This is a genomic window from Myceligenerans pegani (genome assembly GCF_014892515.1).
In the GTDB taxonomy this organism is placed as follows: domain Bacteria; phylum Actinomycetota; class Actinomycetes; order Actinomycetales; family Cellulomonadaceae; genus Myceligenerans; species Myceligenerans pegani.
In genome coordinates, this window is the sequence record NZ_JADBGR010000107.1 from 196,126 (window position 1) to 216,708 (window position 20,583).

Below are 20,583 nucleotides of genomic sequence, written 5' to 3' on the forward strand. Positions count from 1 at the left end.
CCACCCGTGGCGCCGGCCCGGCTGATCCACATCGATACCCGAAGCGCTCGCGAAGGAGCGGTCGCTTCGACCCGGTGCGTGATGGCACCGCAGGTCCGAACAGCTCAAGGAGGAGCTCGATGACGACACCGATTGCCCCTGTACCCAGCGCGCAGGTGCGCAGGTACTTCGAGTCTCTCGCACCCCAGGTGAACTACTGGGGTCGCGACATCACCGCGCTGCGGAAGCAGGCCCACGACCACGCGCTGGCATGTCGTGGCCCCCTGGAACACGTGACCTCTGTGGAGGCGGTCGATGCCGGGGGCGTCGCCGCGAGGCTCTACCGGCCGCGGGGCGGCGAAGAGGACGTTCTGGTCTGGATGCATGGCGGCGGTTGGATGCTGGGCGACCTGGACGCTTGCGAAGGCGTCGCGCGTGCGCTGGCGAATCGTGCCGGATGTGCGGTGCTCTCGATCGACTACCGGCTCGCACCTGAGCACCCGTTTCCGGCGGCGCTCGACGACTCGTGGGCCGCGATCAGCTGGGCCCGGCAGAACTTTGCCCGGGTTGCGGTCGGGGGTGACAGCGCCGGCGGAAATCTCGCGGCGGCGGCCGCGCTCAGGGCCAGGGACCTCCGGGTTGATCTGGCACTGCAGCTGTTGGTGTACCCGGTCCTGGACAGCACCATGGACACCACGGCCAAGCAGCGCTTCGTGGAATCGTATTCGGACTTCGCCGGTCGGGGCGACTACGGCAGGACCACGTACGAGCGGATCGCGTACCTGTGGGACGCATACGTCCCGGACGAACTGATGCGGCGGTCTCCCGTCGTGTCGCCACTGCACGCCGAGACGTTGCGCGGCGCCCCTCCAGCGGTCGTTGTCACCGCCGAGCACGACTTCCTTCGCGCAGAAGCCGTCGAGTACGCCAGTCGGTTGCGCAGCGATCAGGTTTCTGTCGAGATCCACGACTACGCCGGTCAGATCCACGGGTTCATCGAGAAGCTCGGCGTCATGCCGGACGCGACGGACGCCGTTGACAAAGCCGGCTCGGCATTGCGGCGAGCATTCGCCAACCGGGAATCGGATCGCGCGAGTTCCGCGATCAACACGTGATCCGGCGGCTCCTGTCGGGCGCCCGATACGGATCACCGCCCTCGATCACCCGCGGAGCGACGTGGCCACGGCCGTCGTCGCGAAGACATCATTCTTGAGGAGTTGTCATGCGTACCAGAAACGCTCGGTCTCGGCGAGGTCGGCGACCTGTCCGCCGGATCGCCCTGCCGACCATCCTTGCCGCCCTGTTGGCATCGTGTGCCGCCCCGGGCACACAGGGTCCTCCCCCTGAGGCACCGGCAGCCGTGAGCACGAGTATCGGTGACGCGCCGGTCACCCTCGAGGTGCTCGTGTCGACGCCCGACGTGCCACTGTACGAGGAACTCGGCTCCGCGTTCCAAGCCGAGCACCCCCATGTCACCGTGGAGGTGACCGGCGAGGACTTCAACAACCTCACGACCAACGTGCCCCGCCTGATCTCCGGCACCGACGTGCCGGACCTGGTCCGGCTCGCGTCCTTCGGGAACCTGGTCAAGGACCATCTCCTGACCGATCTGGACCCGTACGCCGAGGCGTACGGGTGGACCGAGTGGCCACAGTCGCAGTTCGCTTCCACCCGCGTCGCCGATGACGGTCGCCAGCGTGGCACCGGGCACCTGTACGGTGCCGGGCCGGGTTTCGGGTTGACGGGCGTGTACTACAACAAGGAACTTGCGGCTCAGATCGGGATGACCGATCCGCCGGCCACGCTCGGTGACTTCGAGCGGAGCCTGGAGGAGGCGAAGAGCGCGGGACTCCTGCCGATCATGGTCAACGGCAAGGACGGAGGACTGGCGTATCCGCTGCAGAACCTCCAGATGAACTATGCGGGCAGCACGCAGGTGGTCCAGGACTGGAACTACAACGAGCCCGGCGCGGACATCGACACGTCCGCGCTCGTCGAGGCCGCCACGACGCTCCAGCGGTGGGGCGCGGAGGGATATCTGCCGGAGGACGTCAACAGCATCGATCAGACGCAAGCGCCCGCCAGGTTCGCGGAAGGCGAGGGCGTCTTCTTCCCGAGCGGGAACTGGCAGGCGCCAGCGCTGCAGGAAACAGGTCATGGCGAGATCGGCTTCTTCCTCTTCCCGCCCGAAGAGGCCGGTGATCCCTTCACCGCGATGACCGCCGCCGGCGTCCTGGCCATTCCTGCCAAGTCCTCTCAGCCCGATGTGGCAGCCGCGTTCCTGAACTTCGTCCAGACGGATGCCGGTGCCCGCCAGAGCACCCTGGATCTACTCGGGCTCCCGCCCGCCGGGCCCGCAGACGCGCCCATGCCGGACGCCGAGCCTGGATCGCTCGTCGCGGCGACCGTCGAGTCCTTTCAGACGCTGCTGGAGAGCGATGGTCTCGTCGACTTCATGTCGAACTCGACGGCGTCGATGCACGCGAACACCCTGATCCCGCAGACACAACTTCTCGTGGCAGGAAAGACGTCGCCGTCCGAGTTCTCTGCAGCACTCCAGGAGGACTACGAAAATGACACCGAATGATCGACGCCCGAATGCCCGGCCGGCTCCGCCGACAAGCGCAGGCGCGCAGCCGACCGACGCCACCACGGAGATTTCCACGGGTGGCACCATGACACTTGATGCAGACACGACATCGACCGGCCGTGTGGTGAAGCGGTCGAATCCGGTGAAGCCCGACCTCGACTCGCGGACGTCGCTCCCGCTGCCACGCCCGGCCCGCCGGCGGAGTCCAGTGGATCGATGGAGCGGCGTGGTCTGGGTGGCACCGGCGCTGGTCATGTATGCCGTGTTCGTGCTGTATCCACTGGGCCAGTCCGTGCAGTTCTCGTTCTACGACTGGGACGGCATCGGGCAGGCGACGCCGGCGGGGCTGGACAACTGGAAGGCGATCTTCACCGAGCCCGAGCTGTTCGGGTCGGTCGTCCACGCGTTCATCCTTGTTCTCTTCTACACCGTTCTGCCCGTCAGCACGGGGCTTGTCGCGGCAAGTCTGATCCGAGAGCTCCGGGTGGGTACGTTCAACACCGCGGCTCGGGTCGTGCTGTTCGTCCCGCAGGTGCTGCCGCCGGTGGCGGCCGGCATCGCGTGGACGTGGATGTTCTCCACCGAAGGGCTCGTCAATCAGTCCCTCAGGGCGGTCGGCCTGGAGTCCTTCACCCGCGCGTGGCTCGGAGACTTCACGTTCGCGTTGCCGGCCGTCGGCATCATCGGCTTCTGGCTGTCGCTCGGCTTCTGCACCGTCCTGCTGCTGTCGGGAATCGGCAAGATCGACCCATCGCTGTACGAGGCGGCCCGCCTGGACGGGGCAGGCCGCATCGGTGAGTTCTTCGCAGTCACGCTCCCTGGGCTCCGGCAAGAGATCGCCGTCTGCGCGACGATCACGACGATCGCGGCCCTGGCCAGCTTTGACGTGGTCCAGATCGCGACCCAGGGCGGACCTGGCTATCAGACGATGGTGCCGGGCGTCGAGATCTACCGGCTCACCTTCCTGGAACAGCGGGTCGGGCAGGCCTCAGCTCTCGCCGTCTTCCTCGCGGCACTCGTGCTGCTCGTCATCTGGCCCATTCAACGAATCGGGAGGCACGAATGAGCACCGCCTCGTCAACTCTCGTCGATCGCCTCTCTCGCGTCGCCATCCTGATGGCGCTCATGATGTTCGCGGTCATCCCGTTGCTCAGCATGTTCACCGCCGCGCTCGCGCCACAGAACAGCACGCCTCCCGGGCTCGCCTGGCCGGCAGATCCACAATGGCACAACTTCGTCGACGCATGGACCGCAGCGAACTTTCTCGCGCTCTTCCAGTCGAGCGTCCTGATCGTCCTCGGCGTCGTTCCTGCTGCCGTCGCGATGGCCACCGCGGCCGGATACGGCCTGGCGCAACTTGCCGTGCCAGGCGGCCGCCTCATCAACGCCATCCTGCTCATCGGCCTGACCCTGCCGTTCGAGGCACTCATCACGCCGCTCTACTACAACCTTCGCGACATGGGACTGCTCGGCTCGCGCTGGGCCGTCATCCTGCCGCTCATCGGACTGCTCATGCCCTTCGGCGTGTTCTGGATGCGGGCAAGCTTCCTCAAGGCGGAGACAGCGCTCACAGAGGCCGCCAAGCTCGACGGCGCCAGCACATGGCAGATCTTCCGCCGGATCCAGCTACCGCTCGCGGTCCCTGCCTTGTCGGCACTCACGATCTTGTTCTTCCTGGCGACCTGGAACCAGTACCTGCTGCCACTCGTGCTCATCGATGACCCAACGATGCGTACGGTCGCAGGCGGCTTGGGAGCCTTCCAGGGGGAGCACGGCACGAACATCGCACTCCTGTGCGCCGGTTCATTGCTGATCATCGCCCCCTCCCTGGCGGTCTTCCTGATCCTTCAGCGTCATTTCGTGAAGGCGCTCCTGCAAGGAGCTGTCAAGTGACGCGGACCCCGGCGGCGGACGCGACCGATCGCTCGTCGCAGATGGACGACGAACCAGCCATCCAGCGCAATGAGACGACTGCGTAGGATCGGGTTATGAGGCGGGATGACCAGCAGGTGACACAGGGAGCCGATGGCGTCACGAAGACGTTGTCCGCGAAAGGCGAGGCCCGCAGACAGCGGATCGTCGATGCCGCCACTCGGCTCGTGGCCCGCAACGGATCCCGCGGCACCAATCTGGCCGAGATCGCGGCCGCGGCCGGGGTCTCACAGAGCGGCCTTCTCTATCACTATCCGAGCAAGGAGGCGCTGCTCAATGCCGTCCTGGATCGACGCGACGAGGCCGAGGACGGGGTTCTGTGGCATGACGCCGACGTGGGTCTGGGCATCCTCGACGTCATCGCGGACAACGTCACCCGATGGGCCGACCATTCGCATGCGGTAGGCATGCATACCGTGCTGGTCGTCGAGAATCTTGGCGAGGACGGCGTCCTTCATCCTCGGTTGACCAGCCGATACCACGTGACGGCTGACCGGCTCCGCGCCGTCCTGGCGACCGCCCAGGATCGGGGCGAGATCCGAGACGACGTCGAACCGCACCTGAAGGCCATCGAGATCATCGCCTTCGTCAACGGTCTGGAGACCGCCTGGCTGCTCGACCCCGAACTCCCGGTGGCCGCGACCGCGAAGGCATGGGCGGCCCAGCAGCGGCGTGCGCTCGCGACGTAGCCGGCATGGCCGCGATGGTCAGCCTCCATCCGCCCGCTGGACGACAAGGTCCTGGATCCGGCGCTGAGGACCGGCGAGCACCGCCTGCGCCGTGCGCGAGAGGTTTCGGCACAGCTGGTCGAGTGTCCCGGCGGTGAATGCCGGGTGATGCGCCCACAGGTCGCCGGAAACATGACCCTCGTGGGCATGACGCAGCTGAAATCCGAGACTCACGGCGCCGCTGAACGCCGACGTCATCCTCGGCCGGAGCATGGTGGTGGGCAGCGTCGTGGGCCGCATCCTGAGACGGCTGCCGTCCCGTGCCGTGATCGTTGCGACCTTGCCCGGAGCGTGCGGCATGTAGTTGATCGATATGTCGAACAGCGAAGCGTCCCCCTGGACCGCCGGCGGGAGCTCACGGCGCAGCACCCCGACCGGAACGCGTCGCGCGTGGGCCTGTCTGGTCGCCTCGTGGACGCGCGCCGCGAGCTCGCCGAACGACGGGCCACCACGCAGGTCCACACGAACGGGCACATGATCGCTCAGCAGGCCGATCATGTGTGCCAGCTCGGGTGCATCCCGGTTGGCAGTGACACTCCCGATCATCACGTCCTCGCCGAGGTAGGGCCTCAGTGACGCCAGGACCAGGGCACGCATGGCGCTGCCGGGTTTCGCGCCATGCTGCGCGGCGAGCCGGAGCAGCGCGTCGACCGTATCTCTTCCGATGAGCGGGAGCGGGTGGGCCTGCAGCCACAGCGGGCCGTCCGGAGCGCCGGGCTCGACAGGCAGGCGTGGCGGATCCGCCGGGAACCGTCCGCGCCAGAACTGCGCATGCTTCCCGAGCCCGATGGAACGCTCGTGCGCCGCGTAGTCGCCGGGTTGGATCTTCGCTGCTGGTGCAGGAGGGCGGCTGGGGTCGAGCCGAGCACGATAGACCTGGTGGAAGTCGCGGAAGAACACCGCGTTGGACCATCCGTCGAACACGACATGGTGCCAGATGGTCAGCAAGACGTGGCGGTCAGGACCCAGCCGGACCAGCACTGCCGACCACAGCGGTGGAGTGAACAGGTCGATCATCTGCTCGCAACGGTCGACCGCGACGTGTTCCAGCGCGGCACGCTGCGCCGGCTGCGGCAGGCCCGAGAGGTCTTCGAACCCCCACTCGGGATGGAACGGCGCGACGACTTGCTGGGCGATCCCGGTCTTCGTGCGGGTGAACGCCGTGCGCATGGTCTCGTGGCGTTCCACCAGTGCCGCCAGTACGGCGGCAAGGTCACGCAGGTCCAAAGGCCCCGTGATCTCGATGGCGTGCGGGATGTTGTGGTTGGACTCGTCTCCACCGACCGCCTCGACCCACTCCTGCTGGAGATAGGTGGCCGGTAGCACACCGGTCCCGGCGTCCGCGGCAACAGTGGCATCCGCGTCATTGATCGCGTCCGTGCTCACAGGGCCGGCTCCTTCGGGGTGACGAGATCGCTGAGGCGATCGGTGGGACGATCGGCGAGCCCGCGTAGCGCTGCGGCGAAACGCTCGCCGAACCGCGCCGCCCGTGCGCCACCGAACATGTGGGCATCTGCCACGAGGGCACCCGAGAGTCTCCCGGCAGGATCGGATCTGATCTGGAAGTCCAACAGCGAGGCCCCGTCCCACCAGGGGTGGTCCGTGGGCTCCTCGTGGGCGAGGTCGAACGGGGAGAAGGTGACCCCGGCACTCTCGACGATCGCGTCCGTCTGGTGGCGGGGCTGCTGCCGGCTGTAGTTCAGCGACACGTCGAACAACGGTCCTGGGCCGGTATCGGGCAGTGCCGCGCGCAGCACGCCGACCGGTGCCGGGCGCGATATCGCCCGGTCGTAGGCGTGAGCCGTACGGCCGACCAGCGTCTCGCACGAAGGATCACCGGACAGGTCCACCGTGACCGGGACGTGCCCGGCGAGGAACCCGACCGTGCCGCGGATATCGCGCTGTTGGCGGTTCGACCGCATCACGCCGAACGTGATCCTCCCGTTCGTCGCATGATCGCTCAGGGACGCCGCGAGCGCGGCCAGCAGGACGGCGGTCGGGCTCGCCTGCTCCGCGATCATGAGCGAATGGAACGCGCCGAGCGTCGGACCGTGCTCGAGTGGGAGCTGATGCGGCGTCGTGCGCGCGACAGCCCCGATGGCCGGCATGCCGGGTGGGAAGGCGAGGCGGGGGCTGGCGTCGGCCAGGGCCGCCTGCCAATATTCTCGCGTGGCGGGGTCGTCGGCCAGCCCGGCCTCCCACATCGCGTAGTCGACGAGATGGAGCACGGGAGGCGCGAGCGCCGCGCTCGTGCCGTACTCGTACAGGCGCGGGAACTCGTCGCGGATCACGCCGGCGGACCAGCCGTCCATGACCGCGTGGTGCGCAATCAGTGCGAACACCTGATCGTCGTCCGCGAGGGTCACCAGCACTGCCCGGGCAAGAGGGCTGCTCTCCAGCACGAACGGCCGCCGCAGTTCGGCTTGCAGGAGGGCGGCACAGGTTGCCTCCCGCTGATCCTCGTCGGGCTCGGGAACGCTGACCTCGCGCAACTCCAGCGGAGAGGTATCGCCGATGGCCTGTGCGGCGCCGGCGGCGTCCCGCCGAGTCAGGGTCGTGCGCAAGGCCTCGTGCCGGGCTGTCAACGCGTCCAGCGCGGCGCGGATGCGCTCGGGGTCGATGTGGCCGCGCATCCGAATCGCCGCTGCGACGTTCACGCCGGACGCCCGTCCGCCGGTCGCGTCGTAGAGGGAGCGTTGATAGTGCGTGGCGGTGTGCAGCCGGCTCATCCCGCCACTCCGCGGGAGACACGGCTGATGGACCGCAGCTCGTCGTCGTTCACGAGCGGCGCCCCGTCCACCGCCGCGGCGTAGGCACGCACGGTCGGGTTGGTGTTCAGCACCCTTTCGGGCACGTCGCGCCCGAGTTCGTCACCGACAATCAACGCGACCTCGGCCGCCTCGAGTGAGGATCCGCCGAGCGATACCCATTCGGCCTCCGCGCCGATCGTGGCGGGGGCCACGTCGAGGACCCGCGCCCAGATGGCGGCGACCGCGCGTTCCGTGTCGCCGACCATCTCGCCGTGACCGCCGTCCTGCGCGAGCAGCGCGGACACGGTATCGATCAGTTCACGCTTGACGACCTTGCCCAGCGCGTTGCGGGGAAACTGCTCGACCCGGATCACACGCTTGGGCGCGTCGGCCTCCCCCAACCGCGCAGCGGCGAAGGAGCGAACCTGGTCGGGGTCGAGATCGTCGGAACCAATCACCGCGGCGATCAGGTACTCCCCGAGCGTCGGATGCGGCAGGCCGAATGCGGCCGCCTCTTCCACGTCCGGATGCTCCTCGAGCACGCCCTGCGCGGCAAGGGTCGACACATTGCGCCCGCCGACATTCACTGTGTCGGCGCTGCGGTCCTCCAGGTAGAAGTACCCGGCATCGTCGAGACGGCCCACGTCGCCGGTACTCACCCATTGGCCCGCCCCGAAGACGCTCGCGCTCGCACCCGTGTCGTTCCAGTAGCGGCGCGGGCGCACGCCCTCTGCCCGCAGCTGCACGGAACCGGACACGCCGGCCGGAACCGGCTCACCGGCCGCGTCGACGATGCGCACCTCGCTGCCTCCGTGCGCCCTGCCGAGGGAGTACGGCCGATCTGGGTCGAAACGCATCCGTAGCCGCGCGGGCCAGCTCTCCGTCGAGGTGTACATGTTGACGACGCTCGCGTCCGGGAACAGTTCCGCGAGCCGGGCAAGCGTCGCAGCCGAGATGGGCGCACTCGTGGTCCGCACCTGCCTCACGCCGCTCAGGTCGAACCGCGCCTTCACACGCAACAGCGCCAGCGCGTGAGCAGGGACCAACACCACATCGTCCGGCCTGAACTCCTGCGCGATACCCAGGAAAGCCTCGGCGTCGAACCTCTCGGGCACGATCATCGTATGCGGCGCCGCGCTCAGCGTCTGCACCATGAGGCTCTGCCCCGCGTTCGACGCCGGCGGCAACGCATGCAGGACGGTTCGCACCGGACCCGCCGGCGCTCCGTCACCACGCTGCCGGACCGCGTGGGTGAGATTGTCATGCGTCGACACGACGCCCTTGGGCCGCCCGGTCGTCCCGGAAGTGAAAAGGATCTCAGCGTCGTCCGCCCCACTCATTTCCACCCCTGTCGGGCCGCTCGGCCGGCCGGCCTCGATCTCGTGGACCGCCTCGGACCATCCCGGGCGCCCGCCCACGGGAGCATCCGCGATGACACCGACGGCCCCGGCCTCCGCACAGACGCGAGAGATGTGCTCATCACCACCGGACGCCAGGACCGGAACGGCGATCGCCCCGGCCGCCTGCACCCCGACATATCCGATCGCGAACGCGATCCAGTCGCCAGAAGCCTGGACCACGACACGGTCGCCGGGCCGGACGCCCCTGGCGATCAGGCCATGACCGACCGCGTGGGCACGCTGGTTCCACGCCGCATAACGGAGTCTTCCCACACCGACGAGCTCGACCGCAGTTCCCTCGGGCCGTTCCTGCGCCCTGGCTGCGAGCATTCCGGTCACAGTGACGCTCTGCGTTCTCATGGGTCGCTTCCCTTCGTGTCTGCCGCTCTCCGAAACGAGGCGGGCACTTGGGCGGGACGGCGGGGGGCACATCGCGGCTCCTGCCGCCGATCCGCCGATCCGTGCGCCGGTCCCACCGGCGCGGCACCAGCATCGCGACGCAGGAGCAGGCGAGACAAGACAGAATGCGCAGACTTTACGGACAGATCGCGCCAGCCAACTCCGCCCTACCCGATCGCTCACCTGTCAGGTCGCGCTCCCCGATCCGCCGGGGCTGCGTCCTTGAAGCTCGGGGACGGAAGATCGTAGGATAAATCGGCACTGTCGCCGAAGTCCCATCAGTTCTGACTCGGCAGAGGCGGTAGAACGTTGCGCGACGACAGGCCCACAGTGCTCATCGACGGTTTCACGCTCGACGTCGCCGCGCTCACCCGGCTCGCCCGTGACCCCGCCCGCACCCGCGTCACCCTCGATCCCCAGGCCGCCGGACGCATGAAGGCGAGCGCCGACCTGAAGGATCGTCTGGTCGATGAAGGGGCGGTCATCTACGGCGTCACCACAGGGTTCGGTGACAGCGCGCATCGTCGGGTCAGCGCCGGTCGGGCGAGTGCGCTGCAGGACGGCCTCATCCAGTTCCTCCTGACCGGCGCCGGTTCTCGCTGTCCCGACGAGGTGGTCCGCGCGATGATCGCCATCCGGGCCAACTGCCTCGCCCGGGGCGTGTCCGCTGCCCGACCGGAGGTCGCCGAGCTGTTGGTCGCGCTTCTCGAGCACGATCTGCTACCCGAGGTGCCCGAGCGCGGATCGGTCGGCGCCAGCGGCGATCTGGTGCCGTCGAGCTACCTCGCTGCAGCCCTCGTCGGCGAGGGACAGGTACGGCTCCGGGGGCGGACGGTGCCCGCCGCCGAGGCGCTCCACGCCCGCGGCCTCGAACCACTGGTGCTGCGTGCCAAGGAAGGCTTGGCGCTGGTCAACGGCACCTCGTTCATGACCGCCTATGCGGCGCTGGCAGTCCACGACGCCCATCGGCTCGCGTTCGCCGCCGAGGTGTGCACCGCCCTGGCCTCGCAGGCGCTCGGCGGCAACGCTCATCATTTCGCGGCGTTCCTCGGCGAGCACAAGCCCCACCCCGGCCAGGTCCGAAGCGCCTCGCACATCCACCAGTTCCTGGCCGGCTCCGCGCTCACCGGGGTGTCGGCGATCGAAGACCGCATCGGATCGGCGACGGCGGAGCGCCGGATCCAGGACCGGTACTCGGTGCGTTGTGCCCCGCAGGTGATCGGGGTGCTGCACGACACGCTGGCATGGGTGGAGCCCTGGGTGGAACGGGAGATCAACTCGGCCAACGACAATCCTCTGTTCGACACCGCCTCGGGGGAGGTGTTCTCCGGCGGGAACTTCTACGGCGGCCACATCGCCCAGGCGATGGACTCCCTCAAGGTCGCCGTCGCCGGCATCACCGACCTGCTGGACCGCCAACTGGCCCAGGTCGTCGACGAGAAACTCAGTGGTGGCCTGCCGTCCAACCTGGTGCCCGAGGGAGGTACCGCCCACGGCTACAAGGGCATGCAGATCGCGTGCTCATCATTCGCGGCCGAAGCCCTGAAGCAGGCGGCGCCCGCCACCGTGTTCTCGCGTTCGACCGAGGCACACAACCAGGACAAGGTGAGCATGGGATCCATCGCTGCCAGGGATTCCCGGACGGTCGTGGAGCTGACTGCCCATGTGACCGCTGTCGTCCTGCACGCCCTGTGCCAGGCCGTCGAGTTGCGCGGCGTCGACCGGCTCAGCCCGGCCACCAAGGAGGTCTGGAAGCTGGTGCGCGAGCACGTCGCCTTCCTCGACGCTGATCGCCCGCTCGACCAGGAACTGGACGCGCTGGCAGGAGTGATCCTGTCGGGCGAACTGGAAGCCACCTGTCACCAGCAGACCCCACCCGACCGGATCGACGTGGAGACCGCCGATGGAACGCGACGAACAGTACGGTGAAGAGCTCTTCGCGCACGGTCGCCGAGGGGAGGCCGCGCGGCTCGCGGCTCTGGCCGCGGCGCTGGACGACAGCACGTTCAGGTGGCTGGAGCGGCTACCGGTACGCCCGAACTGGCGATGCCTCGACATCGGCACCGGGACCGGGACGGTAGCGGCCTGGCTGTCGCGGCGCTGCCCCGACGGCCGGGTAGTGGCCACCGACCGCGACACCGCTCTGCTGCCACCCGCGGCCGAACGCGGCTGGGAGACGCTCGAGCACGACGTGACCGTCGACGGCTTCCCCGACGGCTCGTTCGACCTGATCCATGTTCGGTGGGTGCTGTCTCACCTGCGCGACCGTGAAGCTGTACTGGCCCGAATCGTACGGTGGCTCGCGCCCGGGGGCTGGGTCCTGATCCAGGACCTCGACCGGTTCCCGATCGCCTCCTCACCCCATCCGGTCTACCGGAAGGTCAGCGAGGCGATGTGCGACGCGGTCGAGGCCAGGATCGGCACCGACACCTCGTGGGCACGCACCTTCCCCGCCCCACTTCGACGCGCCGGCCTGATCGACCTCGACACCGAGGCATTCGTGGCCCCGACCGGCGCCACGGCGATGGGCCGATTCTGGCTGGGCAGCGCCGACCAACTCCGGGGAGATCTGCTCGAGCAGTTCGCCGTCACCGAACCCGAGCTGAGGTACATGCACGAACAGATGGTCAACCCGAGCTATCGCGACTTCGCGCTGGCGTCGGTCGCAGCATGGGGACGCCGCCCCGAACGATGACACACCCCGACGGCAACGTGTCGAGGCAGCCTCCGCGATCACGGACGACCGTGCGCATGCTTGAGCGTTTCGCCCGGCCGCTCGCCGTACCGATGTCGGTACTCGGCTGCGAACCGGCCGATGTTGCTGTACCCCCAACGGGCGGCCACCTCGCTCACCGACGCCGCACCCTCCCGCAGATCGGCGTGGGCCCGCTTGAGGCGCGCCGAGCGAAGGTACTCCCCCGGCGTCGAGTCGAGATGACGACGGAACCCCGCCTGCAGCGCCCGCGCGCTGGCTCCCACCTCGCGGGCGAGTTCGGCGATCGAGGACACGGCGTCCGGCCTGTCCTCGATCAGCTCGACCGCTCGGCGCACCTGCTGCGGACCTGGTGACCGGGTCCGCCCGGTCAGCGCATCGGTGTAGTTGTGCCTCTGCGCCGTCAGGAGTCCCGTTGTCACCACGTGCTCGACCGTGCTGGTCGTCGTCGCCTGCTCGACCAGGTTGTCCTCGAAGGCCAGGTCCTCGGCCAGATGACGCACATGGCCCCACCAACTCCGACCGCGGCCACGGGTCAGATCCATCGCCGCATCGAATCGGATCGACCGGTCCAGCGGTGCGTCAAGCAGGTCACGCAACTCCGCCTCGAGCGCCGTCCGCTCGATCCGGACCACCAGGTAGGTGCTCTTTGCAGCCAGTTCCAATGACAGGTGCCTCTGCGGGTCCGGAACACACGCCAAACCCGGGTGCACCTCCACCCGATCCGTCCCCGAGGTGAACACATCGGCCCCGGTCAACGGAACGTGCACCAGATAGAACGACTCCAGCTCGCCCGGCGTGACCGTTACCTCGGCCCCGTACTGCATGTAGTTGAACGACGTCGTCCGTAGCCGCGCACTGTGCAGCCGCGCGTCCAGCACCCGGTCGGCTCCGGTGGGTTCGAGTCGATGCGGGCAGAACAGCCGAGTGCTCTCCTCAGCCATCTCATCGACATCGGCAGTGCGCAGCAACTCGTGCCGGTGCAACGGAAGCGGACCTTGCTGAGATTGATCGAGCTGTGCCATCGCCGATGTGCTCCTGCCGTGATCGATCCACGCCCCCTCATCGCGGCAAGTCAACGCACCATATGAGTCTAAGCCCGATGAACCCGACACGCACCCATTCAGGCAAGGTCGGCAGGCGTCATGTCGCACGCGGCCATCCGGCCACATCGGGAGCACGATCAGCCGGAGCCACACGCAGTTCAGTGTCGGACGCGGGCGCGGGAGCGGGCTACACCGGCAAGCGTTGCTCGTACGGGTGTTCCGAGATAGATCCCCAGCGAGGCGCCCGCAGCCAGACCGACAGCGACCGACGCCGCCAGGACGAGGGAGCTCGTCCCGGCACCTGGCGCATCGGCCTGCACCACACCGAGCAGCCCGTAGAACACGGCACCGCCAGGTACGAGCGGCACGATGGCCGCCGTCGTGACCGCGACGGACGGGACGTGCAGCCGGTGCGCGACCAGGATCCCGACGAAGCTGGCCAGCAGCGCCGCGACGCCGCTCGCGGCGGCCTCGTGCAGGTCCAGCGTCACCGTGAACGCGTGACCGAGTACCGCGATCGCCCCCAGCACACCGCTGACGGCGATGATGCGCGCACCGGCACCGTTGAACAGAGCGACGGCGATCGCGACGATGACGGCCCCTGCGAGCTGGTTCGGCAGCGGGCCGAATGCCGGCGGCGCGTCCGGCAAGGTCATCCGGAATCCGAGCACGCTGCCGAGCTCGAGCCCGATCAGAATCCCGACGACCAGGCCCACGGTCTGCAGCGTGAGGTCGAGGATGCGGCCGGCCGCCGTGAGCGCGAACCCGTCGATGGCGTCCTGAGCCGCGCCGACCACCGTGAGGCCGGAGAGCATCAGGACGATCCCCGACGCCACGATGATGGACGGGCGCACCCCCGTCAGCGGCTCGAAGCCCGCGGTGATGAGAGCGGACACGGCCACTGCGACCGCCGTGGTCACGAACGCCCCGGCGATCTGGCTGAAGAACGAGGGCACCCGGAGCCGTGCCAGCCCCGCCTGGGTCGTCGCGGCTCCCAGCGCAGCGACGAAGGTGAGCCCCAGGAGCACCGCGGAGCCTCCCGCGAGGATGCTCACGCCGACTGCGAGCAGGGCGCGCGCGATCACGACGACCGGCGACTTGTACCTGAACGGCATGCGACGGATGGCCCGGAACCTGGTGCGGGCCTCCTCGAGGTCTTTGCCGTCAGTGATGTCGACGATCAGCGCCTGCAGACGCTGCAGCTTCGTATGGTCCGGTGCCGCCACCCGCACGACGCGGAACAGCGTGTGCGGCCAGTCCTCACCACCGCGGTGGTACGACACGGCGATCGAGCTGTAGGTCACGTCCACGTGGACGCCCTCGAGCCCGTACGCACCCGCCACACGAGTGATCGCCAGCGTCACCTCGTGCGCCGACGCCCCGACCGCGAACATCGACTCCCCGATCCGCATGGCGAGGTCCAGCGCCCGGAGCATCCAGGCGTCGTCGAGGATCGGGATCGCATCGGTGATCGCCTCCGACGGATCGGTACGCAGCACCCTGCGTATCGAGGAGAACAGGCGCCTGTGGGGTTGCTGGGGCATCTGCCCATTCTGACGAACGGCTCGAGCCCACAAACCTGGGTTCGAGCCATTCCGATGTCCTGCGACATCACAGGCCCCCAGGCATCCAAAGACGCCGCGCGACCTTGTTTTCCCCCAGGCCCTGGGGCTCAGACCGCCTCACCGCAAGGCACGGTGTGCGTGGATTGCATGGTTCTGGTCCCCCTCGCGAGGCCGACCACTCCGTCGATCCCGCCACGGCGGCCCGTTCGACCGAAGGACGCTCCGGACGTCGTCCGCAACAGGCGGAGGGGTGCTCGGCCAAATGGGCAGCCACTTGCCCGGGAGCACGGCGGCCGACGCGAGCTCGGACCTGGCCGCGCGACTGCAGCGGGACCCGTACCAGAACTGTCACTCGACCGTTCTCAACCCGCAACTCCCGGCGCATCGTCTCGGTCGGCTGGATGCTCGGCGGTGCGGAGCGGGCGGGCCGGCAGGTCGGCTCGCGAGGCAAGTTCTGTCGTTGTCGCGGCGAGATTCCAGTTCACTTCAAGCGCCATGACACCGAGCGGTAGGGCTAGGAGGAGGACGGGCCCATCCCGGCGAGAAGCATGCCGGGGCCGACGATCCAGACGGGACGGCTGAGCGACCATGCCGTGATCGGCTCGTCAGAGGGCTTCCCGGACGACACGGGCGAGAGTGCCCGCGCGGGGCGATCGGCGAGGCTTTAGCCCTCACCTTCGCCCTGAACCAGGCTGGACCCTGCTGCCGATCCGGTCGGAACCCAGGTGGCAGCAGGGTTCTGGAGCGAGATCCCGGCTTCTACACACTCCGAGTGGGTGGACGTCACAGCACCGGCGACGATCATCACGATCCCGGCGATCAGTGCGATCAGACCGATGACACGAACAGATCGGGTTCGTTGTTCACCTGCATTCGGGCTACTCATGACACCTCCAGGGTGAACAGTGGTCAGCGGTACGAGCTGACCGTCGAGTGGCTGCTGCGTATCCGGCCCAGGGCCTTGACGACTTCCACGAGGAGGAAGACGCCGACCGCCAGTGCGAGCGTCTTGCCCCACGCCGCGAGGCCGAGCGGTGCCGAGCCGAACCAGTCGTGCATGAACGGCGCGTAGACGAACACGACCTGCAGGGCGAGCAGCACGGCGGCCGAGATCCAGATCACCCGATTGCCCCGCAGCACGTCGAGGGTCAGGCTCGAGCGGTCGAGGAACCGGCAACTGAACAGGTACGCGAGTTGGCCGAGGGCGAGCATGGTGACCGCCGTCGTCTGCGCCTCGGCGACTGGGACCCCCCAGGCGTAGTCGGTGTAGAAGATGAACATCGTCGCGCCGCCGATGAGGAGCGAGACGACGAGGATCCGGCGTGCGAACACGGCGTCCAGGATCGGCGCCCCTGGGTCGCGCGGTGGTCGCTGCATGACGTCTGGCTCCGCCTTCTCGTACGCGAGCCCGAGGGAGAGCGTCACGGCCGTGATCATGTTGATCCACAGCACCTGCACGGGGGCCAGGGGCAGTGTCAGCCCGAACAGCACGGCCACGAGGATGACGAGCGATTGCGCGCCGTTCGTCGGCAGCAGGAAGAGCACGGACTTGCGCAGGTTGTCGTAGATCCGCCGCCCCTCCTCGACCGCCCGCTCGATGGTGGCGAAGTTGTCGTCGGCGAGCACCACCGCGGCGGCCTCCTTGGTAACCTCCGTGCCCTTGACGCCCATCGCGACCCCGACCTCCGCCTGGGTGAGCGCCGGCGCGTCGTTCACCCCGTCACCCGTCATGGCGACTACCTCGCCGTGCGCCTGCAGCGCCGAAACGATGCGGATCTTGTGCTCAGGGCTGGTGCGCGCGTAAACGTCGACGTCGCACACGACGGCACGCAGCTGCTCGGTGGTCATCGCCTCGAGCTCGGGGCCAGTGAGCACCGCCGGCGCCGCGCCTGTCCCGGCTCGGCCGTGGTGGTCCTGGTCGACGATCCCCATCTCCCGGCCGATCGCCACGGCGGTCCCGGCGTGGTCGCCGGTGATCATCTTGACGGTGATGCCTGCGTCGCGGCACTGTCGGATCGCCTCGACGGCCTCGGGCCGCGGCGGGTCGACGATCCCGACGAGCCCGCATAGTTCGAGCCCGCCGTCGAGGTCCTCGGCCTCCAGTGTGCTGGTGTCCGCGGCCGGGAGCGCCCGCGCGGCCGCCAGCACACGGAGCCCGCGGGCGCCGAGCGAGTCGATCTGCTCCTCCCAGGCCGCCCGGTCCAGCGGTGCGCTGCCCCCGTCCGCGGCAACCTGGGTGGCGCACCGATCGAGCACTCGGTCGGGCGCGCCCTTGAGGTGCACGACGACGCCGGCCGGCCCGCGATCGAGCGTGGCCATGTACTTGGTCTCTGACTCGAACGGCACCACGGCCAGCCGGGACCAGGCCCGAGGGTCGACGCCCGCCTTCATCCCGAGGGTTCGCAGAGCGCCCTCCGTCGGCTCGCCGACGAGCCGCCATCCGCCGGCTCCATCCCCCACGACGCGGGCGTCGTTGCACAGCATCATGGTCTCGGTCACCGCGACGAGATCCTGGTGGTCGGCCGGACCGCCGCCGCCAGGTGCGACGTAGTCCGCGGGGGCGATCCCCCCGACGGGTGCGTACCCCACGCCCTCTACGTCGTACACGCTGGCGGCAGTGCACACGGTGCGCGCCGTCATCTCGTTCTTCGTCAGAGTGCCTGTCTTGTCCGAGCAGATGACGGTGACCGAGCCCAGCGTCTCCACGGCCGGCAGCTTGCGCGTGATCGCGCGGCGGCGGGCCATCTGCTGCACCCCGAGGGCCAAGGTGATCGTCACGAGCGCAGGCAAGCCCTCAGGAATAGCGGCGACCGCGAAGCCGATGGACGCGGAGACCAGCTCGGAGACCGAAAAATCGTGCACCAGCCGCCCGATGAGCACCATGACCACGGCCATGCCGAGGATCAGAACGGCGAGCCCCTTGCCGAACCGGTCGAGTTGGCGGGTCAGCGGGGTCTCCAGGCCCTCCACCTCGGAGATCATCGTCTGGATCCGCCCGATCTCGGTAGCCGCGCCGGTGCCGGTGACCACTCCGGTCCCCTGCCCGGCGGCGACGAGCGTGCCGGAGAAGAGCATGCTTGCGCGGTCGCCTACGCCGGCGTCGGCGTTGACGGGGTCGACCCGTTTGGCCGCCGCGACGGACTCGCCCGTGAGCGCCGACTCCTCCACACGCAAGTTGGTGGCGTCCAGCAAACGCATATCTGCAGGCACGCGATCGCCGGAGCGCACGCGCACGACGTCACCAGGGACGACGTCGTCGGCGCCCACACTCGCCCACGAGCCGTCGCGCCGCGCCTCGGCGGACACCGAGAGCATCTGCCGGATACCGTCGAGCGCGCTCTCCGCGCGCCCCTCCTGAACGAAGCCGACCACGGCGTTGATAACCGCGACAGCGAGGATGACTGCGAAGTCGACCCAGTCCCCAAGGATGGCCTTGAGCACGGCCGCGATCAGCAGGATGTAGATCAGGATGTCGTCGAAGTGCACGGCGATCCGCTTCCACAGCGGATCCCGCGGCGCCGGCGGCAGCCGGTTGGGTCCGGTTCGCGCAAGCCGCTCAGCAGCGCCAACACTGGTCAGACCATCACGGGAGACCTGAAACGCCTCGAGCACTTCGTCGGCCGTTCGTGCCCACGCCGCAGTCGGCCCGGCTGCGGCATCCTCCTGTGAGACATCCGACGCGCTACTCACACAAACATTCCAACGTAGGTCGGCAGTCCACGCGCGACGAAGCCGACCGACCCGTAGCGGCTCATGGCGCCCCCTCCGGCGCCGGGTCGGGTTCGAGCGTGATGGACAGCACGCCGAAGGTGCAGCCGCGACACGGTCGATCCGCGTCGGGGAACTCGCAATCGAACACATTGCCGACGGCCATTGCGATGACGCCGGCATGCGCGCCCTGGGCCTCTTGCTAGGCAGAGCGATTCTCGCGCTTCGCGGAGATCCGCAGACAGACACGACGATGCCCGCCTCGCTCGTGGTCATGCAAGAGTTCGTCAGGTCGCACCTCGACGGCCCTCTTCCAGCACCGTCCTTGCCCACGTCGCCTCCTGCAGCATCACAACGGTCGAACGCCAGTTCCGACGGTTCACCGGTGTTCGACGACGTGGCCGCTCCGGCGACCTCCATCCTGACGGCGTCTGCAGGTCGCGTCGAAGTCCGGCCAGGGGAATGCCCTTGGCCGTTCGTCAGTCAGGTCGTCGGGACATCCGGTTCGGGCTTGTCTTCGGGACCGGGCTGGAGGACGTCGGCGGAGTCCCGCGACTCGCGAGTCCGGCGCCGACGACGCAGCCAATACCAGGGCCCGGCGATCACCACGGCCACCACAGTTGCGCCGCCTACCACCAGCCACCACACCCAGGCGGTACTGACCCGGGCTGGAACCGTCATCGTTTCAAGGTCCTCAGCATCCCCTTCCCGGGTGTTGACGGCCGGGAAGTCCTTGCGCAGCAAGAGCTCGTCGCCGTAGTCGAAGATCTCATTGCCGGTCTGGAACTCGGCGAGGCTGCGGTAGTCGTCGCCATTGACGTCCACGATGACGACGGTCTCGTCCGGGGTGCACACCAAGAAGACGACCTGCTCGTCCCAGGAGTCGTCGGCGTGGTGGACGGGGACCCTCTGCGTGAAGGTGTCGCCGGGGGAGTCGCAGGAGACCGGTTCGGTCGAGCCGCATCCGGCGACGGCCAGGGATGTCAGCAGTGCGGCGGCAAGGATCAGGAGTCGAACGGATGGGGATATCGGGGCCATGCACCGTCTCCTGTCGTCGGGCGGGACGCCGTCTGGACCACCTACTCCTGGGGTCGTGGCTCGTTCTCCGGGCCAGCCGCGGGCGGTGGCGCAGGCGCACGCTCGTCCGCGACAGGCCTGGGCTCTCCCGCGAGCCAGTCCTTCGACCTCTTGCTGAGAACGCCAACCATCACCAGCACGGCGAGGGGAACCTGGATCAGACCCGTGCCGAACATGATGATCATGGGCACTCCCACAAGGCCGATCAGGCTTTCCACGACCAGGAGCATCACGTAGGGACCCGGTTGCCGTCGGGCAAGCGCCACGGCGTCGGTCATCAGGACTATGGCGATGCCCGCGAAGACAGCGGCGAAGAGCAGACCCGCCACGAGCCGCGAGGCGGCGACCTCGTCCGGAACGGGCTCCTCCGGCATGCCGGCATAGACCCCGCCCCCGAAACCGGAAGCCAGACCGAACAGGCCGCACACCACGGAGCTGGCTCCCTGGATCCAGAGGATCACGATCGCGGTGGTGAGCAGGCCCGGTCTCCGGTTCAGCGAGGTGTCCATGGGACCGGACGGTAGAACCGCTGTCACGGGACCCCTCCCGGGCCAAGTGCTGCACGCAGTGGTCGTCAGGCTGGCGTCGGACCGGGCTCAGGTGGCGATACGGAAGGCCGGGAGCCGATCTGCGCGTGGTCACCTACTCCGCGGCGAGCAGTTCCCCCGACGCCGGCAAGCTCGAGCTTCTGCGGGC

General features: G+C 68.5%; 15 protein-coding genes. 7 read left to right on the forward strand and 8 right to left on the reverse strand.

The window, feature by feature from the left end; translation table 11 throughout:
• Window positions 1–119 precede the first annotated feature (119 nt).
• The 5 genes from IIE03_RS21685 to IIE03_RS21705 all read left to right on the forward strand — a co-directional run bounded on the left by IIE03_RS21685 (window position 120) and on the right by IIE03_RS21705 (window position 5,190).
• Window positions 120–1,094 (forward strand): alpha/beta hydrolase, encoded by a 975-nt coding sequence (locus IIE03_RS21685; RefSeq protein WP_192864845.1) that lies wholly within the window; start codon window positions 120–122, stop codon window positions 1,092–1,094.
• Between the two features lie 245 nt (window positions 1,095–1,339).
• Window positions 1,340–2,566, forward strand: a complete 1,227-nt coding sequence (locus IIE03_RS21690) for an ABC transporter substrate-binding protein (RefSeq protein ID WP_192864846.1) — start codon at window positions 1,340–1,342, stop codon at window positions 2,564–2,566.
• Between the two features lie 229 nt (window positions 2,567–2,795).
• Complete coding sequence (locus tag IIE03_RS21695; RefSeq protein WP_318843116.1) at window positions 2,796–3,635, forward strand: carbohydrate ABC transporter permease; 840 nt, start codon at window positions 2,796–2,798, stop codon at window positions 3,633–3,635.
• Window positions 3,632–4,462: a carbohydrate ABC transporter permease gene (locus IIE03_RS21700; RefSeq protein ID WP_192864848.1), complete on the forward strand. Its 831-nt coding sequence runs from the start codon at window positions 3,632–3,634 to the stop codon at window positions 4,460–4,462. Before IIE03_RS21695 ends, IIE03_RS21700 begins: the two co-directional genes overlap by 4 nt.
• A 95-nt stretch (window positions 4,463–4,557) precedes the next feature.
• The gene (locus IIE03_RS21705) at window positions 4,558–5,190 is read left to right on the forward strand and encodes a TetR/AcrR family transcriptional regulator (protein ID WP_192864849.1); all 633 of its coding nucleotides are present in this window, start codon (window positions 4,558–4,560) and stop codon (window positions 5,188–5,190) included.
• Window positions 5,191–5,208: 18 nt separating this feature from the next.
• On the opposite strand, the gene IIE03_RS21710 is transcribed toward IIE03_RS21705, so the two are convergent.
• The 3 genes from IIE03_RS21710 to IIE03_RS21720 are packed head-to-tail and all read right to left on the reverse strand — an operon-like array spanning window position 5,209 to window position 9,739.
• Window positions 5,209–6,615, reverse strand: coding sequence for a condensation domain-containing protein (locus tag IIE03_RS21710; RefSeq protein ID WP_192864850.1), 1,407 nt, complete (start codon window positions 6,613–6,615; stop codon window positions 5,209–5,211).
• Window positions 6,612–7,958, reverse strand: a complete 1,347-nt coding sequence (locus IIE03_RS21715) for a condensation domain-containing protein (RefSeq protein ID WP_192864851.1) — start codon at window positions 7,956–7,958, stop codon at window positions 6,612–6,614. The genes IIE03_RS21710 and IIE03_RS21715 overlap by 4 nt, the downstream gene beginning before the upstream one ends.
• The gene (locus IIE03_RS21720; protein WP_192864852.1) at window positions 7,955–9,739 is read right to left on the reverse strand and encodes an AMP-binding protein; all 1,785 of its coding nucleotides are present in this window, start codon (window positions 9,737–9,739) and stop codon (window positions 7,955–7,957) included. The genes IIE03_RS21715 and IIE03_RS21720 overlap by 4 nt, the downstream gene beginning before the upstream one ends.
• A gap of 369 nt (window positions 9,740–10,108) precedes the next feature.
• On the opposite strand from IIE03_RS21720, the gene IIE03_RS21725 reads away from it, so the two are divergent.
• Window positions 10,109–11,707: an HAL/PAL/TAL family ammonia-lyase gene (locus tag IIE03_RS21725; protein WP_318843133.1), complete on the forward strand. Its 1,599-nt coding sequence runs from the start codon at window positions 10,109–10,111 to the stop codon at window positions 11,705–11,707.
• The gene (locus IIE03_RS21730; protein WP_192864854.1) at window positions 11,682–12,473 is read left to right on the forward strand and encodes a class I SAM-dependent methyltransferase; all 792 of its coding nucleotides are present in this window, start codon (window positions 11,682–11,684) and stop codon (window positions 12,471–12,473) included. Before IIE03_RS21725 ends, IIE03_RS21730 begins: the two co-directional genes overlap by 26 nt.
• Window positions 12,474–12,511: 38 nt before the next feature.
• On the opposite strand, the gene IIE03_RS21735 is transcribed toward IIE03_RS21730, so the two are convergent.
• The 5 genes from IIE03_RS21735 to IIE03_RS21755 all read right to left on the reverse strand — a co-directional run bounded on the left by IIE03_RS21735 (window position 12,512) and on the right by IIE03_RS21755 (window position 20,396).
• Window positions 12,512–13,516, reverse strand: coding sequence for an AraC family transcriptional regulator (locus IIE03_RS21735; protein WP_192864855.1), 1,005 nt, complete (start codon window positions 13,514–13,516; stop codon window positions 12,512–12,514).
• A 179-nt stretch (window positions 13,517–13,695) separates the two neighbouring features.
• Window positions 13,696–15,081, reverse strand: a complete 1,386-nt coding sequence (locus IIE03_RS21740; protein WP_192864856.1) for a threonine/serine exporter family protein — start codon at window positions 15,079–15,081, stop codon at window positions 13,696–13,698.
• A gap of 930 nt (window positions 15,082–16,011) precedes the next feature.
• Window positions 16,012–19,086: a cation-transporting P-type ATPase gene (locus tag IIE03_RS21745; protein ID WP_226888071.1), complete on the reverse strand. Its 3,075-nt coding sequence runs from the start codon at window positions 19,084–19,086 to the stop codon at window positions 16,012–16,014.
• Window positions 19,087–19,293: 207 nt separating this feature from the next.
• Window positions 19,294–19,848: a hypothetical protein gene (locus tag IIE03_RS21750; RefSeq protein WP_192864858.1), complete on the reverse strand. Its 555-nt coding sequence runs from the start codon at window positions 19,846–19,848 to the stop codon at window positions 19,294–19,296.
• A gap of 41 nt (window positions 19,849–19,889) precedes the next feature.
• Window positions 19,890–20,396, reverse strand: a complete 507-nt coding sequence (locus tag IIE03_RS21755; protein WP_192864859.1) for a hypothetical protein — start codon at window positions 20,394–20,396, stop codon at window positions 19,890–19,892.
• Between the last annotated feature and the right edge of the window lie 187 nt (window positions 20,397–20,583).